At 65.7% G+C, this 15,026-nt stretch carries 15 protein-coding genes and 1 pseudogene; 6 read left to right on the top strand and 10 right to left on the bottom strand.

The genetic code is table 11. The features are described from left to right. Nucleotides 1–98: 98 nt before the first annotated feature. Nucleotides 99–947: an LLM class flavin-dependent oxidoreductase gene (locus tag K7711_RS23275; RefSeq protein WP_222971552.1), complete on the bottom strand. Its 849-nt coding sequence runs from the start codon at nt 945–947 to the stop codon at nt 99–101. A gap of 296 nt (nt 948–1,243) precedes the next feature. Here K7711_RS23275 and K7711_RS23270 point away from each other — a divergent pair, with 296 nt between their 5' ends. Further along, the gene (locus K7711_RS23270) at nt 1,244–2,134 is read left to right on the top strand and encodes a class I SAM-dependent methyltransferase (RefSeq protein WP_222971551.1); all 891 of its coding nucleotides are present in this window, start codon (nt 1,244–1,246) and stop codon (nt 2,132–2,134) included. Between the two features lie 141 nt (nt 2,135–2,275). Here K7711_RS23270 and K7711_RS23265 read toward each other — a convergent pair whose 3' ends face one another. From K7711_RS23265 to K7711_RS23255, 3 genes are all read right to left on the bottom strand, one after another. Then, nucleotides 2,276–2,533, bottom strand: a complete 258-nt coding sequence (locus tag K7711_RS23265; RefSeq protein WP_222971550.1) for a hypothetical protein — start codon at nt 2,531–2,533, stop codon at nt 2,276–2,278. 231 nt (nt 2,534–2,764) lie between these two features. Then, a complete protein-coding gene (locus tag K7711_RS23260) occupies nt 2,765–3,880 on the bottom strand; it encodes a Gfo/Idh/MocA family protein (protein WP_222971549.1) in 1,116 nt (371 codons plus the stop codon). Further along, complete coding sequence (locus K7711_RS23255) at nt 3,873–4,265, bottom strand: ester cyclase (protein WP_222971548.1); 393 nt, start codon at nt 4,263–4,265, stop codon at nt 3,873–3,875. Before K7711_RS23255 ends, K7711_RS23260 begins: the two co-directional genes overlap by 8 nt. 190 nt (nt 4,266–4,455) lie before the next feature. Between K7711_RS23255 and K7711_RS47750 the strand changes: the two genes are divergently transcribed. Beyond that, nucleotides 4,456–4,773, top strand: coding sequence for a DUF222 domain-containing protein (locus K7711_RS47750; RefSeq protein ID WP_308014903.1), 318 nt, complete (start codon nt 4,456–4,458; stop codon nt 4,771–4,773). 96 nt (nt 4,774–4,869) lie between these two features. Here the strand turns inward: K7711_RS47750 and K7711_RS23245 are convergent, their stop codons facing one another. Beyond that, complete coding sequence (locus tag K7711_RS23245; RefSeq protein WP_222971782.1) at nt 4,870–5,073, bottom strand: cold-shock protein; 204 nt, start codon at nt 5,071–5,073, stop codon at nt 4,870–4,872. Between the two features lie 315 nt (nt 5,074–5,388). On the opposite strand from K7711_RS23245, the pseudogene K7711_RS23240 reads away from it, so the two are divergent. Then, nucleotides 5,389–6,453, top strand: a pseudogene (locus tag K7711_RS23240) (RNA polymerase sigma factor); the annotation flags it as partial. A gap of 37 nt (nt 6,454–6,490) precedes the next feature. Here the strand turns inward: K7711_RS23240 and K7711_RS23235 are convergent. From K7711_RS23235 to K7711_RS23215, 5 genes are all read right to left on the bottom strand, one after another. Continuing rightward, nucleotides 6,491–7,558, bottom strand: a complete 1,068-nt coding sequence (locus K7711_RS23235; RefSeq protein ID WP_222971545.1) for a fatty acid desaturase family protein — start codon at nt 7,556–7,558, stop codon at nt 6,491–6,493. A gap of 638 nt (nt 7,559–8,196) precedes the next feature. Further along, nucleotides 8,197–8,748, bottom strand: coding sequence for a P-loop nucleotide/nucleoside kinase family protein (locus K7711_RS23230; RefSeq protein ID WP_222971544.1), 552 nt, complete (start codon nt 8,746–8,748; stop codon nt 8,197–8,199). Nucleotides 8,749–8,843: 95 nt separating this feature from the next. Continuing rightward, entirely contained in the window at nt 8,844–9,632 is a 789-nt protein-coding gene (locus tag K7711_RS23225; protein ID WP_222971543.1) for a class I SAM-dependent methyltransferase, read from the bottom strand. A gap of 36 nt (nt 9,633–9,668) precedes the next feature. Then, complete coding sequence (locus tag K7711_RS48985) at nt 9,669–10,742, bottom strand: LysR family transcriptional regulator (RefSeq protein WP_222971542.1); 1,074 nt, start codon at nt 10,740–10,742, stop codon at nt 9,669–9,671. A gap of 8 nt (nt 10,743–10,750) precedes the next feature. After that, a complete protein-coding gene (locus K7711_RS23215; RefSeq protein ID WP_222971541.1) occupies nt 10,751–11,650 on the bottom strand; it encodes a LysR family transcriptional regulator in 900 nt (299 codons plus the stop codon). A 131-nt stretch (nt 11,651–11,781) separates the two neighbouring features. Here K7711_RS23215 and K7711_RS23210 point away from each other — a divergent pair, with 131 nt between their 5' ends. Genes K7711_RS23210 through K7711_RS23200 form a run of 3 tightly spaced genes read left to right on the top strand, consistent with a single transcriptional unit; the run spans nt 11,782 to nt 15,000 of the window. Next, nucleotides 11,782–12,813 (top strand): alpha/beta fold hydrolase, encoded by a 1,032-nt coding sequence (locus K7711_RS23210; protein WP_372460178.1) that lies wholly within the window; start codon nt 11,782–11,784, stop codon nt 12,811–12,813. A 46-nt stretch (nt 12,814–12,859) separates the two neighbouring features. Further along, nucleotides 12,860–13,309 carry a MarR family winged helix-turn-helix transcriptional regulator gene (locus K7711_RS23205; RefSeq protein ID WP_222971540.1) on the top strand — a complete coding sequence of 150 codons (450 nt, stop codon included), beginning with the start codon at nt 12,860–12,862 and terminating at the stop codon, nt 13,307–13,309. After that, nucleotides 13,306–15,000 carry an MFS transporter gene (locus tag K7711_RS23200; RefSeq protein ID WP_222971539.1) on the top strand — a complete coding sequence of 565 codons (1,695 nt, stop codon included), beginning with the start codon at nt 13,306–13,308 and terminating at the stop codon, nt 14,998–15,000. Before K7711_RS23205 ends, K7711_RS23200 begins: the two co-directional genes overlap by 4 nt. Nucleotides 15,001–15,026: the final 26 nt, after the last annotated feature.

Here is a 15,026-nt window from a genome sequence, read left to right as displayed (position 1 = left end):
GGCCGTCCGCACATGCCGATTATCGAGCGATTCGGGTCATCAACGCCCCATCCGGATGCCGGAAGCGTCGTCGTCCGCGCGGGCCCGGCTTCGGGCCTTCACAGCACGGCATCGGCCAGACGGTCGACCTGGTCGGGATCGGTGCCGTAGCAGTAGAGCATGACCTCATCGGCGCCGAGATCTTCGAATTGCCGGATGGCGGAACGGATCTGGTCCGGGGTGGTGAGCATCCCGTCGGCCATGTAGCCGGCGCGGCCGCTGAACTCGTAGTAGTCGAGAATGGCTCCCCGGGCCTGATCGATCAACGATTGTGGGCCGAGGACCGTGTTCAGCTGGGCGACGATGCGCGGCGAGCCGGAGCGGCCGTGGTCGCTCCAGGACTTGCGGGCCAGATCCACGAGGTTGCCGGCCCAGGAGGGCGCAGCGGCGGCGAGCAACCCGCCACCCCAGCGGCCCACGCGGTCGATGGCGGCGGGCGCGAAGCCGCCGAACAGCAGTTCGGGACCGCCGGGCGTGACGGGTGCGGGTCCGATGGGACCACAACTGTCGCTGAACCGGTCACCGGACCACAGGCGTCGCATGACGCCGAGCTGTTGATCCAGGCGGCGGCCTCGGGCGCGCATATCGGTACCGCTGGCCTCGTGGTCGTCGTCGCGACCGCCGACGCCGAGACCGAGCACGAACCGGCCGCCGGACATCACGTCGAGCGTGGCGACTTGCTTGGCGAGCAATGCGGGATCGCGCAGCGGTGCGATCAGCACCTCGGTCTGCAGGCGGATTCGGCTGGTGGCACCGGTGAGCATCGCCAAGGTGATCAGCGGTTCCGGGTTGTCGTAGACGAGGCGGTCGAGCAGGCCGAGTGTCGAGAAGTCGGCGGCTTCTGCGCGGCGGGCCCATTCGGGCAGCGTGCTGGGATCAGCGATGGGAAGGCCGAGACCGATATGCATGAAATCCTCCGTAGGAGATGGGCGTGCGTAATCGCGTCGCCCACCCACGCCTACTCGGATGAGGCGGGGCTCCCACTCTGCGACTGTGTTTCCTGGAGAGCGCCTATCGGGTCGAGGTGACGATAGGACCTCCGCTGCGGAACCCGCAAGTTCGCTTTCGACAGGCCGTCGGGATGCTGTGCATGCGGCAACCTCTCCTCGAGCGTGCTGACCCGTCGGCTGTCCGAGCTCACCGAGGCGCGCCTCGTCGAACACGAGGTGTTGCTCGCGCACTGTTCGTGAGTAGCTTCTCGAGTATGGACAATGAGGGACCCAGCCGGACAGCGCTCGTGACTGCTTATGCCCGTGCCTATCATCAAATCGCTGACCGGCCAAGGATTCTTACCGATCCACTGGCGGCACGTCTGCTGGGTGTCACTGTGGATGAGCTGACCGATTTGGGCCGGCCCGCAGCGGATCGTCCCGGTAGCGGTGTGGATTCGGGAATCCTGCGGCTGGGTGTCGGTGATCGGCCGCGCCGCCTGTTCTTCGCTGCTCGTGCCCGTTTCGCCGAGGATCGTGTGGCCGAGGCCGTCGCTGCCGGCGTGCGACAGGTCGTGATCCTCGGCGCGGGCCTGGATACCTTCGCCTACCGCAACCCGTATCCCGGTCTGCGGGTATTCGAGGTCGACCATCCCGCTACCCAAGCGTGGAAACACCAACGCCTCGCCGCATCCGGTATCGACCAGCCCGAGCGGTTGACTTTCGTGCCGGTCGACTTCGAAACCGACACACTGGCAACACGATTGGAGGCCGCCGGATTCATCCGGACCGATCCGGCCGTGTTCGTGTGGCTCGGTGTCGTCTTCTATCTGACTCCCGACGCCGCCCGCACTACCCTCGAATACATTGCTGGTCAATCGGAGCCGGTCGAGGTGATCTTCGACTACCTGCAGGCGGCCGACACCGACGAGGAACGCGTACAACTGCAGGAGCGCGCACACCGAGCGGCAGCTGTCGGCGAACCATGGTTCAGCTACTTCACTCCTGACCACATCGCCGCACAGTTGCGCGCGCTCGGCTTCACCGACGTCGAAGACCACTCCGCCACGGACCTCATCGCTGGATACCTCGAGGGATCCGCGGAATTCGAGGGCGAACCACCCCAGTCACTGCGCCCGGTCCGCATACTACGAGCGAGCCGCTGAGAATTCCCGCGTGAAATCTCACCAGCTCGATGTGCTCGGAGCGTGAACCGAGCAACCGGTCTGCGACGAAGCGCTGCCCGGATGGCGATATCCGGGCTAGCCGACGAGGTGGGATCGCATGGCCGGCTTCCATTGGTTCGATCAGCAGGCATGCGCGCGAGTGACGAGCACGACCTCGCACGGCTCGATGCCGGCGAGGGGTACGACGGCGATATCGTCGCGGTTGGTGGCGCGGTGGTCGCCCGCGGGCAGGACCGCGACGCAGTGACCGGTTGCGATGAGTTCGAGTTTGTCCTCGAAACAAGAGTTCCGCAGCCGTAATCCGATGCGGCGCTTCGGGTTGTCCGAGGAGATCGCCACCGCTGTGGAGTACCTCGCGTTCGGCGCGACATTCACCACGGGAGCAGAGTTACCGGCGGACGGTGGAGCATCACAGTTTCTGACACCCGATCCGGACTGCAATAACCCGCGCTCGACTCTGCAACGAGGACGCCGGGTGTGGTGTGCAGTGCAATTGCGGTCCACACCGGCCGCCGCGAACTCCTCCCTGCGATCATCAACGCCATCGCCGGCCTCGTGTCCGACAAGTCCGCCGGACTCACCAGGTAACCCCAGGTCACGCACCATCAACTACTGCGCACGAAGGTCGTAAGGGTGCAGGGCTTGTCGTCGGCCTGTGGCGGCGGACCGTACGATCGCGTCAAGGAGTCGGTGGCGCTTGACGGCGTGGGTGAAGTCCGGGGTGATAGCCGTTCCGTGGACGAGGTCGTCCCGAATCGCGGCGTAGGCGTGCACCAGCGTGTGGATCACCGTTCCGGCCAGGGCGGGGTAGTCGTCGTAGCCGCTGGGCAGCGTGAGTTTCGTCGGCCGACCGTCGTTGCGTGCGCCATACACTGTGACCGGACCGATGTGCGGGAACTCGGCGGCGGTAATCTCGAGTCTTCCCTCCGTGCCATCGATGACCAGAGAGAACCCTGCACCCGATGCCGCGCCTCCACGGTGGTGGACGGATAGGATCGCCCCGCCCGCCACGGTGCCCGAGATCGCGATCTGGTCCTCGGCGGTCATCGGAACGACCTGCCCGGTGCGCCCGAGGGGCACTTGGCGGCGCCGGGTCGTGGTCGTAGCAACCACTTCCTGAAGCTCGCCGACGACCATCGACACCAGGTCGATCGCGTGTCCGAACGCGATGGTCAGCATCGTGGCCCCGAGCTTGCGATCGAGCGTGTAGACCATGGCCGGGGACACCGGAGTGCCCCATTCGGTCGAAGACGCCACGACGGTGGCGGAGAGCACCTCCCCCACGAATCCTTCGGACACGAGGTCGGCCAGCCAGCGGAAGGTAGGCGAGGAGCGTCCCTGAAGACCGACGAAGGAGCGTGTCGTCCCGGCGGCACGCTCCATCTCCTCGGCCTCGCGCAGGTCGACGGCAAGCGGCCACTCCGAGAGCACCGGCACTCCCGCCTTCAGCACGGGCAACACGAGTTCGCGGTGCTGAGGCACTTTGACGGCGACAACGACGAGGTCGACGTTCTCGTCGCTGGCGAGCTGCTCGACCGACGTGTACGCGGGTACGCCATACGCCACTCCCGCGGCCTGGGCCGAGGCTTCGGAGCTCGCCGCCAGCGCGCGAAGCTCGATCCCGTCTACGGCGCTCAGCGCGGGCAGGTGAGCCCCGGCCGCCCAGCCTCCCGTGGCGCTCAGGCCGACGATGCCGACGCCGATCGGCTTACGGCGGTCAGGCACCGAGCTGCCGCCTCAGGGTCTCGGCGTCGTGCAGGGCCGTCATGTGCACGAACCGCCCGTCACGAACTTGATAGATGGCGTACTCGACGATCTCGAACGAGGCGCCGGTGGGGGCCACGCCGAGCCACTCCTTGGCGGGTGTGCCCGTGTTGGTCAGACGGGCGGCCACGCGATCACCATCGACCGCGATCTCCCGGGGCTCCCAGTGGAAGTCCGGGACCGCGTCGATGTCGCCGTTCAGCACAGCGATGACCTGGTCCCGAGTGCCCGGCTCGCCGTTCAGGGTGGTCTCGTCGTTGATGAACTCGTCCATACGGTGGATCTCGTGGGCGTTCAGCGCCCCGATGTAGCGCAGGTAGAACTCGCGCAGGTCGGCGTCGGACATGATCCCCTTCTTCGGTCCCGCTCGGCACTTCTGTTCCGAACGGTACCGAAGTCTTGCCGCACTGTCACGGCCCTCATGGAAGGAGAACGTCTCGCTCGGAGCGTGAACCGAGTAACCCCGCCAAGAAGTTCGACGCCCTAGACAAGCCGGTTATCGAACAAATGTTCGAGAATGATGTAGGGTGCCTCAGGTGAACACACATTCGACTGCACTGGCACCTGATGTTCCGGCACGGAGCTGGTCGGAACTGGCCGATGTCGACTTGCTGCGCACCCTCGTCGAGACCGAACGCCGCCGGCGTCGATTGGGCGCGGCCATGGTCGCGGCCGTCGCCGAGGCCGAGCGCCGTGGTCTCGCCGCCGACACCGGCTACCGGGACACCGCGGACCTGTTGAGTGATCTGCTGCGGATCAGCGCCTCCGAGGCGCGTCGGCGAATCGAAAACGCCGCTCCGCGAGCCCGCTCACGTGCCAGAAAGGCGTGGCGGGCGATGGCGATGGCGGGCTGAGGCCGACACGCCGATGGGCGAGCCGGTGCTTCGGCCGTCCAACAAAAAAAGCTTCGCCCCTTGATCGGTGCGAAGCTTTTCACGAAGCGCGATGAATCAGATGACGCGGACGTCCACGGCCTGGGGGCCCTTCTGACCCTGCTCCACCGAGAACTCGACACGCTGACCCTCATCGAGGGATTTGTAACCCGAGCCGCTCACGGCCGAGTAATGCACGAAGACGTCCGGGCCGCCTCCGTCCTGGGCGATGAAGCCGAAGCCCTTTTCACCGTTGAACCACTTCACACTGCCTTGAGCCATGCTGTAAACAACTTCTTTTCTGTAGTGAGCCGGGCAAATTTTGGTAAGAAGCCCGTCCTCGCCTCTTACTATGCCATAATCTCCGCCGATCCCTCGCATCGTGTTCCGGCCAGCGGTCGAGCAGCGACCGGCAGGAGCGACGCCCGCTCGCAGCGCCACCACCCCGACACCCGGTTGGGCCGAATCCGAATCGCTGCCGAGGAGACATCTATCGACCAGTACGCTGGTCATTGGTCCCGGTGATTGCCGAGCCGCTCGAGGCCTCTCTGCGGTCCTGTTTCTCGAATCGCGATGCCGCCCGAATCACTCGGAGAGGCGAATGTGGCAACGACCGCAGGCGAACCAAATGGCCAAGATTCCACCGGCACCTCGGCGGAGCACGATGACGTTGCGCACGACATCTGGGATGAGGACGAGTCTCCGGCGCTGCGTCGGGCGCGCAAGGAAGCCGAGCTCACCGCCGGCGGGGACTCGACACGGGCGTATCTGAAGCAGATCGGGCGAGTTCCCCTGCTCTCCGCGGCCGAGGAGGTCGATCTCGCGGTCCGGATCGAAGTCGGTCTGTATGCGGTGCAGAAACTGCAGGCCGAATGCGAGGAGCCCTCGAGTCTCACGATCGCACGGCGCCGAGACCTGACCTGGCTCGCACAGGACGGCATCGCGGCCAAAGATCATCTACTCGAGGCGAACCTGCGGCTGGTGGTGTCGATCGCCAAACGGTACAGCGGGCTGGGTATGGCCTTCCTCGACCTGATCCAGGAGGGCAACCTGGGTCTGGTGCGGGCGGTCGAAAAGTTCGACTACAGCAGAGGATTCAAGTTCTCGACCTATGCCACATGGTGGATTCGGCAGGCGATCTCTCGCGCCATGGCCGACCAGGCCCGCACCATACGTATCCCCGTGCACATGGTGGAGATCATCAACAAGCTCGCGCGTATGGAGCGCGAACTGCTGCAGCAGCTGGGCCGCGAGGCAACAGCCCAGGAGCTTGCCGCGGAATTGGGCATTACACCCGCGAAGGTTCTCGAGGTTCGGCAAATCGCACGGGAACCGATCTCATTGGACCAGACGCTCGGTGACGAGGGCGCGACCCAGTTCGGCGATTTCATCGAAGACTCCGAGGCCGTCGTAGCCGTCGAGAAGGTAGCGTTCACCCTGCTACAGGAGCAGTTGCGGTCGGTACTCGACACGTTCAGCGAGCGCGAAGCCGGCGTCATGCGCCTGCGTTACGGCCTGGATGATGGGCAGCCTCGAACGCTCGACGACATCGGGAAGGTCTACGGCGTCACCCGTGAGCGGATTCGCCAGATCGAGTCGAAGACGATGTCGAAGCTACGTCACCCATCGCGCTCACAGTTGCTTCGGGATTACCTCGAATAGCGGGCTGGACGTGAGACGCGGTGTGGTGCGGGAACTTTCATCCGGCGTTCTGCTGTGGGCCGCTGGTGCGCAGGGGTTCGCCGACATGGTGCAGGTGCTTCAGTGCCTCGCGGTAAGAGGAGATCAGCCCGGTCTCGTGGTAGGGCACACCGATTTCGGCGCAGTAGTCGCGGACGATCACCTGGGCGTGACGCAGGTTCGGTGTCGGCATGCTCGGGAACAGGTGGTGCTCGATCTGATAGTTGAGTCCGCCGAGGGCGAGATCGGTCAACCCGCCGCCCCGCACGTTGCGGGAGGTCAGCACTTGCCGGCGTAGGTAGTCGGGGCGATCGTCGCCGGTCAGAGTCGGCATGCCCTTGTGGTTCGGGGCGAAGATGCAGCCCATGTACAGGCCGAACATCGCTTGGTGGACAGCGAGGAACGCGAACGCTTTGTCGGCGGGCAGAAGCGCGAACAGTGCGGCCAGATAGGCGGCGAAGTGGCCGAACAGCAGCGCGCCTTCCAGTCCGCGGTGTTTGACCGGTCGGCTTGCGAGCGCACGGACGCCGGACAGGTGGAGGTTCAGGCCCAACAGCATCAGCAGGGGGAAGAACAGGAACGCCTGTGCTCTCCCGACGAGACGAGCCACGCCGCGGCTGGCCCGTGCTTGCCGTTGTGACCAGACGAGAATGTCGGGTGTGACATCGGGGTCGAGTTCCTCGTGGTTCGGGTTGGCGTGATGCCGGGTGTGCTTGTCCTGCCACCAGCCGTACGCCAGGCCTATTCCGGCGTTGCCGACGACCCGGCCCACGATCTCCGTCGGCCGCCGTAGCCGGAAGACTTGGCGGTGCGCGACATCGTGCATGACCAGGGCGACCTGAGCGCACGTCACGGCCATGAACGCCGCAACCATGAGCGTCCACCACGAGTCACCGACCAGGACGAAAGCCGCCCAGCTGCCCGCGAACGCGATCCCGACGAGGCTGAGCCGGACCGTGTAATAGAGAGGGCGCCGGGTCATCAGTCCCGCGTCGGAGATCCGGCGCAACAGACGGGCGTAATCACCGTCGGCTCCGGGCCGCGCTGATCGTGGAGACGACTCTGGAACCAAGGCTGGTGTGGTCATGAGATCTTCCTGAGAGCTGGGGCGGAGATGCCAACTCGCCCGTCCTCGATGCCGATCGACCGATGCCGATCGGAGCTTCGATTTCAGCGGGAGCTGCTTGTGCGTCGAGAGCGGGAGTGACGATTCGAAGTTATCGACCGGAATCTCGTTCGATGTAATCCCTTGGTATGACCTGGAATCGGACTGAGGTGTGATAGCAGCGCGCACCGCAGCCTACAGGCCGGGGCGCAGATCCGGGACATCGCACCCGACTACCCCTCGACGACGGTATGCCTGTGTGGTAGTCGTTGCGGGCGAGCTGAATCGCCGTTCTGCGATCGGTTCAGCATTCGGTGCGGATGAACACTCGCCGAGTGTCCCCGCCGCTGTTGTGGACCACTACCCACCGTGATGGATACCCCGGCCGCGGCGAGTGCTCGTTGCCGGTGTCCTGCTGGAGCACAGCGGAGTTACCGACGTCCTTCCAGTACTTCTGTCGCCAGTCCGGCGGTACCCCCGGTTCGAAAACCCCTAGCCCGGAACGGGATTCGAACTCGGACACCTCTGCCGCCGACATGTCGACCACCGCCTCCCAGGTTTGGGCGCGAAAGTGGCTGTCTCACCTTCGTGAACTGCTGCGGTGCGGTCGATCTCGTTGATTATGAGGCAGGATTTCGGCCAGTCGTTACTGAGCGGGTTTGATCTGCCTGTGCCGCAATGAGTTTCGCCACTTGATGTGGTGCCCGGCTGGTGGTGTCGATGACGTGTGCTTCCTGGCTGTGCCAGGTGCGGGCGGCGTCGTAGTCATCCAGGTGGTCGAACCGCCATTGTGAGTGCGGCTTTGTCGGGTCGGTGGCGATGCGGCGGATGAGTTCGTCGCGGTCGGCGTGGAGTACGACGTGGCAGATCGGGATCCCGGCGTTGGTCAGCCCGGTGCGGATCTCCTGCCAGTATTGGTGGACCAGGACGGACTGGGGAACGATGAGGGTGCCGCCGACGTAGTCGAGGATCTGGGTCGCAGCGGCCACGACCAGCCCGCGCCAGGGCTGCCAGTCCTGGAAGTCTCGAACGGGTTCGGAGGCCAGGACATGGCGGAGCATGACGCCGACTTCCTCGGTGTCGAAGATCCTCGACCCGGGCAGCAGTGCTGCCAATTCTGCCGCGGTGGTGGTTTTCCCGGCTCCGAAGGTTCCGTTCAGCCAGACGATCACCGGTTCGAGAGTATCGGGTGCGAGAAGCGGGTGCTCGAAGGATGTGACGCTGCTGGTGAATGGCAACGTGTAGGGGGTGGCCTATGGCGGTTGTCTCATTTCGATGGCATTTCCCAGGCCGGTGGTTGGTCGTCAGGTGTGGGGGTGCGTTGAAGAATGATCAGCGGGGTGTAGTAGTGCTCGACGACGTAGCCGCCAAGGTCGGCGACCGCTTGGGCTGCCTGGTCGACTTCGGCAGCGTTCCAGTTGCTGAAGGTAGTGAACAGATCGTGGATCTGTTCGGTGCTCAGTTCGATTGTCCAGGAGAACTGTTCGACGTGCGTGGTGATGAAGTGCCCGCTGCTGGTCAAGCGCTCGACCCAGGTGTCGGTGTCGAGTTCTGCTGGTCTGCGCGGCGGCGCTTGGTCGCTGCGATGTGCGGTGATCTCGGCGACCTGTTGCCGGAACTTGGTGACGGGGGCTGCTGGGTCGCCGAAGACGTTGCGCCAGACCGCGAAGTGCCCGTTGGGCACTAACGTGCGATGAAGTCTCGGCAGCACGATGCCGAGTTCGAACCAATGCGCGGCTGTCGCTGCGACGGCGAGATCGAAGGTGGCTGTCGGCAGAGGCACGGTTTCAGCGTTGTCGATGTAGATGGTTGTGTCCGGCCAGCGGTGGCGCAGTCGGGCAGCGAGGGCTGGGCCAGGTTCGATGGCGGTGACGGAGGCGCCGGCCTGAAGCATCGGTCCGGTCGCCAGTCCGGTGCCTGCACCGAGTTCGATGACGCGGGTGCCGTGGCGCAGCAGCCCGTCGTCGTGGAGTCGTTGCCATAGCGCGGTCGGGTAGGGCGGTCTGGCCCGATCGTAGATCTCGGCGTGGGTGTCGAAGTGCAGCGGATCGGGCACCTGGACATCGTAATCGGTTCGATGTTGGAGGGTCTTTTATGCACGGTGGCCTGGCCTCGGAGTGGTGCTGGACGGTCGGTTCTGTTTGAGGGTGTCGAGGGTGGCTTGTCCGAGTGGTGTGAGTGTCATGGGGCGTTGCGCGTGGGCGCGGTTGAGGAGTTCGCCGCCCAGGTCGAGTTCGAGTTCGCGGATTCGGCGTCGGAGAACGTCGGCGTGGATGCCGAGGTTCTCCGCGACGCTGGCGAGGGTGGGGTGGTGACTGGCGGCGGCGAACTGTTCGAGTCGGCTGAGGCCGTCGATCGCGGCCAGTGCTGGTTGTAGTAGTGCTGGTGCGGCCTCGATTTCCGCGGCGGTGCAGGTGGTTCTGCGGTTGATGTAGCTGTCTTGCCGGCGCAGGGGGATGTTGTAGCGGTGGGCCCAGGTGGCCATGGTTCCCCGGGCTATGCCGGTTTCGTTCGCGAGTTCGGTCAGGGTGCGGCCCTGGGTGGTGTATTGCTCGTGGAGCCAGTCGCGCTCGACGTGGGTGGTTAATGGCCGTCCGGGTTTGCGCACCGGGATGTGGTAGTCGCGGGCCAGGCGGGCGATGACGGTGGCATCGACACCGACTCGGGTGGCGATGTCGGCGGTGCTGAGGTGCTGGTGCAGGTAGAGGTTGGCGAGTGTGTCCGGGGTCAGGGCCGTCTTCGCGGTCAGGTAGGCGGAGGTCTTCGGGCTTTCGGAGGTGAGCGGGGCGGGGTGCAGTTCCAGCAGATGCCGGATGGTGTCGGCTGTGGTGCCGAGGATGTCCGCCGTTTCGCCGGGGGTGTGTTCCTCGATGCGGATGAGATGGTGCAGGCGTGCGAGGTCGATGTCGGTGGGATCGGGGCCGGGTAGTGATAGGTCGTTCAGGAGGTGGGTGGGTGGTTGCCAGCTGGGTGGTTCGTCATCGATGCCGTGGACGGTGAGGAATTCTCGAGCGTGCTCGTCCAGGACATGGGTCAGTTGCGGGGTGAGGTTGCGGACGAAATCGGCTGTGCGCGTGCGGAAATGGTGGCTGTCGTTGGCTGCGGCGGAGCTGGCATCGATGGGTAATCCGCTGAGTCGCTCGAACAGGTAGTGGAAACGTTCCACTGTGCCGATCACACCGTTCGGGCGCGAGCAGCGGCGTCCAGCAGGGTGTCCGCCAAACGTGTTGTGGCAGGGGTCATCTGGCTGGCCGGAGGTGAGGCGAGGTAGACCCGCCACAGGACGGGGTCGGCGAGATCGATCTGGCGGAGGGCCGGGAAGCGACGGGCCTCGGACGGCGGCATGAAGGCGGTGCCGAGGCCGTTGGCGACCAGCTCGGCGATGGCGGCGTATCCGGCGGGGACCTCGTATCGGGTGTGCGCGCGGGCTCCGGCGGTGTGGAATGCCTCGTCCATCAGTCTGCGCAGGCCGAATTCGGGTGGGAAGCCGACGAGTTCCTCCTCGGCGAGTTCGGCCACGTCGACGCGGGCGCGGTCGGCGAGAGGGTGGTCGGTGCGGCAGACGAAGACCATCGGCTCCTCGAACAGCAGTCGCAGATCCAGTTGCGGCGGAAAGCGATTGGGCATCGAGACCAAGGCCAGATCCAGCGAACCCTCGACCAGGGCGGACAGGTAGGCCGAAGCGCCCGCCTGACTCAGCCGCAGCCGCAGGCGCACGAACGGGTGCGCGCGATGGAATTCGCCGAGCGCACCGGCGACATCCAATGGGCCGTAGGAGATCAGTGCTCCGAAATCAACTGTGCCGGACAATGTTCCATGGAATTCGACGACCGATTCGGCCGCCGCGCGAGTCGCTCGCACGATCTCGTAGGCATGCACCCGGAACCGCTCCCCCGCCGCGGTGAGCCGGATCTGCTGACGCGTCCGATCGAACAATCGGACACCCAGTTCACGTTCGAGTTTCGCGATCGAGGACGACAGCGCCGACTGGACCACATGTGCGCGCTCGGTGGCGCGCGAAAAACTCATCTCCTCCGCGACCGCGAGGAAGTGCTCGATCTGCCGTAACTCCACGGCTCGAGCTTATCAATTTCAGTGATCACTTAGATCTGAAGCAATCGTTGGACTCGATGACTCGCACAGGGTGTGATGAATACCAGCAGCGCCGACCACGACGCATGCACGATCCGGAAGGAAGATCGACCGTGACCGGTTTCAGCCGAAGGGATTTCGCCCGCTTCACCACCGCCCTGGCGGGCACGGCGACACTGGCCGCGTGCGGGCCGTCCCCCGCCCGGCAGCACACCGGCACGCCCCCGGCCGCGCCACAGCACACGCTCGGCCCGATCAAGCAGGTGAACACCGGGGTTCTGGACATCGGTTACGCCGAAGCGGGCCCGGCCGACGGGACGCCGGTGATCCTGCTGCACGGCTGGCCGTACGACATCCACGCGTACGCCGACGTCTCGGCGATCCTGGCCGCCCAGGGTATGCGGGTGATCGTCCCGTATCTGCGCGGCTACGGTTCCACCCGATTCCTGTCGAAGGACATCGTGCGCAACGGCCAGCAGGCCGCAGTCGCCCGGGACGTCATCGCGCTGATGGACGCGCTGAAGATCCCGTCCGCGATCCTCGGCGGGTACGACTGGGGCGCGCGGACCGCCGATATCGTGGCCGCGCTGTGGCCGCAGCGGTGCTCGGCCCTGGTGGCCGTGAGCGGTTACCTGATCACCGACGTCGCGGCCAACGCCCAGCCGCTGGCGCCGAAGGCCGAATACGGCTGGTGGTACCAGTACTACTTCAGCACCGAGCGCGGCGTACTCGGCTACCGCCGCTACACCAAGGATTTCAACCGGCAGATCTGGCAGACCGCCTCGCCCACATGGCATTTCGACGAGTCGACCTACGACCTGACCGCCGCCGCCTTCGACAATCCGGACCACGTCGACATCGTGGTGCACAACTACCGCTGGCGGCTGGGCCTGGCCGCCGGGGAGCCGCAGTACGACGAGGACGAGCGCCGCCTGTCCGCCAAACCCGTCATCACGGTCCCCACCATCACGATCAGCAGCGATTTCGACGGCCCCGCGAAGAGCGGCGCCGGATACCGCGCCCTGTTCACCGGACCGTACGACCACCGCGTCCTGGACGGTATCGGGCACAACGTCCCACAGGAGGCCCCGCGCGAATTCGCAACGGCCATAACCGATGTCGCCAAGATGAGCACACACCGCTGACCGAAAAATTCGTCATCCTGGATTTATAAGTCTATTGTTACTACCCATGGATGAGGAACCCGGGGACGGCGCGGAGCTGTGCGGTACCGCCGCTCGGCTGCGGATCGCGGTCGGGCGGATCACCCGGCGGCTGCGGCAGGGGCATGCTTCGGGTGAGCTGACGCTCTCGGAGGTGTCGGTATTGGCCCGGCTGGACGGGCAGGGGCCCGCGACGCCGGGTGCGCTGGCCGAGCTGGAACGGGTGCGGCCGCAGGCCATGGGTACGACCCTGGCCGCACTGGAGGAACGTGGGCTGGTCGCTCGCCGCCCGGACGCCGAGGACGGCCGACGGGTGGTGATGTCGGCGACCAGCGCCGGTCGCAGCATCCTGGACGACCGTCGCTCCGAATCCACCCAGCGCATCAGCCAGGTGCTCACCGCGGAGTTCACCGCGGCCGAACGCCGCCGGCTGCTCGATGCGGTCCCGCTGCTGGAGAGGCTTGCCGAACGTCTATGAGTACCACCGAATTACAGCGACCTGCCATCAGCGACCGCTACAAGTGGGTGGCGTTGTCGAACACCACCCTCGGCGTGCTCATCGCCTCCCTGGACGCCTCCATCGTGATCATCTCGCTGCCCGCGATCTTCCGCGGCATCGGGCTGGATCCGCTGGCCGCGGGCAATATCGGCTATCTGCTCTGGATGATCCTGGGCTACCTGCTGGTCTCGGCCGTCATGGTGGTCACGCTCGGCCGATTCGGCGACATGTTCGGCCGCGTGCGCATCTACAACGCGGGATTCGTGGTCTTCTCCGCCGCGTCGCTGGCACTGTCGATGGACCCGATGCACGGGTCCGGCGGCGCGCTGTGGCTGATCGGCTGGCGGATGGTGCAGGCATTCGGCGGCGCCATGCTCACCGGCAATTCCGCGGCCATCCTCACCGACGCCTTCCCGGCCAGGCAACGCGGAATGGCGTTGGGCGTCAACCAGATCACGGCGTTGGCCGGGCAGTTCCTGGGTCTGCTCGCCGGTGGCGTGCTGGCCGCGATCGACTGGCACGCGGTGTTCTGGGTCAGCGTCCCGGTCGGCATCGTGGGCACGGTGTGGTCGTATCGCAGCCTGCGCGAGATCGGCGCGCGCCAGCCCGCTCGGGTGGACTGGGCCGGTACCGCGACGTTCACCATCGGCACCAGCATCATCCTCGCGGCCATCACCTACGGCATCCAGCCGTACGGGCGGCACGCCACCGGTTGGAGCAATCCGTGGGTGATCGCGGCGTTGGCCGGCGGTGTGCTGCTACTGGCCGCGTTCTGTGTGATCGAGACCAGGGTGCGACAACCGATGTTCCAGCTCGGATTGTTCCGCATTCGCGCCTTCGCGGCGGGAAACCTTGCCGCGCTGCTGGTTTCGATCGCGCGCGGCGGCCTGCAATTCATGCTGATCATCTGGTTGCAGGGGATCTGGCTGCCGCTGCACGGCTACTCCTACGAGTCCACCCCGCTGTGGGCCGGAATCTACATGCTGCCGCTGACCGCGGGATTCCTGATCGCCGGGCCGCTGTGCGGCTATCTGTCGGATCGGTACGGGGCGCGACTGTTCGCCACCGTCGGGCTGCTCATCGTGGCGGCCTCGTTCCTGGGGCTGATGGCCCTTCCGGTGGTGTTCCCGTATCCGGCGTTCGCGTTGCTGATCCTGGCCAGCGGGTTCGGACAGGGTATGTTCTCCGCGCCCAACACCTCCTCGATCATGAGCAGCGTGCCCGCCGGACGGCGCGGCGTGGCCTCGGGAATGCGTGCCACCCTGCAGAATTCGGGTACCGCGCTGTCGATCGGAGTGTTCTTCTCGCTGATGATCAGCGGGCTGGCCTCGGGCCTGCCGCATGCCCTGTCCAGCGGGCTGCAATCCCACGGCGTGTCCTCGGGCACCGCCGATCAGCTCGCCTCGCTCCCGCCGGTCAGCAGCCTGTTCTCCGCCTTCCTGGGGAACAACCCGATCGCGCATCTGCTCGGGCCCGACGTGCTGAACAGCCTGACCCCGGCGAATGCCGACGCGTTGACCGGAACGACGTTCTTCCCGCAACTGGTGTCCGGGCCGTTCCACCACGGTCTGGTGATCGTGTTCACCACCGCGGCGATCATGGCGCTGGTCAGCGCGATGGCCTCGCTGCTGCGCGGTCGTCCGCCGGTCACCCCGCACACCGGCGAATGAGACCCTGAAGACTTTCTTCAACCGCG

The sequence above is a fragment of the Nocardia coffeae genome, assembly GCF_019890715.1.
Taxonomy (GTDB): domain Bacteria; phylum Actinomycetota; class Actinomycetes; order Mycobacteriales; family Mycobacteriaceae; genus Nocardia; species Nocardia jiangxiensis.
Note: the sequence above shows the minus strand (reverse complement) of the source record. Positions and strands in the feature narration are given on the sequence as shown.

Excerpts from the sequence above, each read along its gene's own strand:
- K7711_RS23275 (WP_222971552.1), bottom strand. The coding sequence starts at position 947 with ATGCATATCGGTCTCGGCCTTCCCATCGCTGATCCCAGCACGCTGCCC.
- K7711_RS23270 (WP_222971551.1), top strand. The coding sequence starts at position 1,244 with ATGGACAATGAGGGACCCAGCCGGACAGCGCTCGTGACTGCTTATGCC.
- K7711_RS23255 (WP_222971548.1), bottom strand. The coding sequence starts at position 4,265 with ATGTCCGACGCCGACCTGCGCGAGTTCTACCTGCGCTACATCGGGGCG.
- K7711_RS23245 (WP_222971782.1), bottom strand. The coding sequence starts at position 5,073 with ATGGCTCAAGGCAGTGTGAAGTGGTTCAACGGTGAAAAGGGCTTCGGC.
- K7711_RS23235 (WP_222971545.1), bottom strand. The coding sequence starts at position 7,558 with ATGACCACACCAGCCTTGGTTCCAGAGTCGTCTCCACGATCAGCGCGG.
- K7711_RS23205 (WP_222971540.1), top strand. The coding sequence starts at position 12,860 with ATGGATGAGGAACCCGGGGACGGCGCGGAGCTGTGCGGTACCGCCGCT.
- K7711_RS23200 (WP_222971539.1), top strand. The coding sequence starts at position 13,306 with ATGAGTACCACCGAATTACAGCGACCTGCCATCAGCGACCGCTACAAG.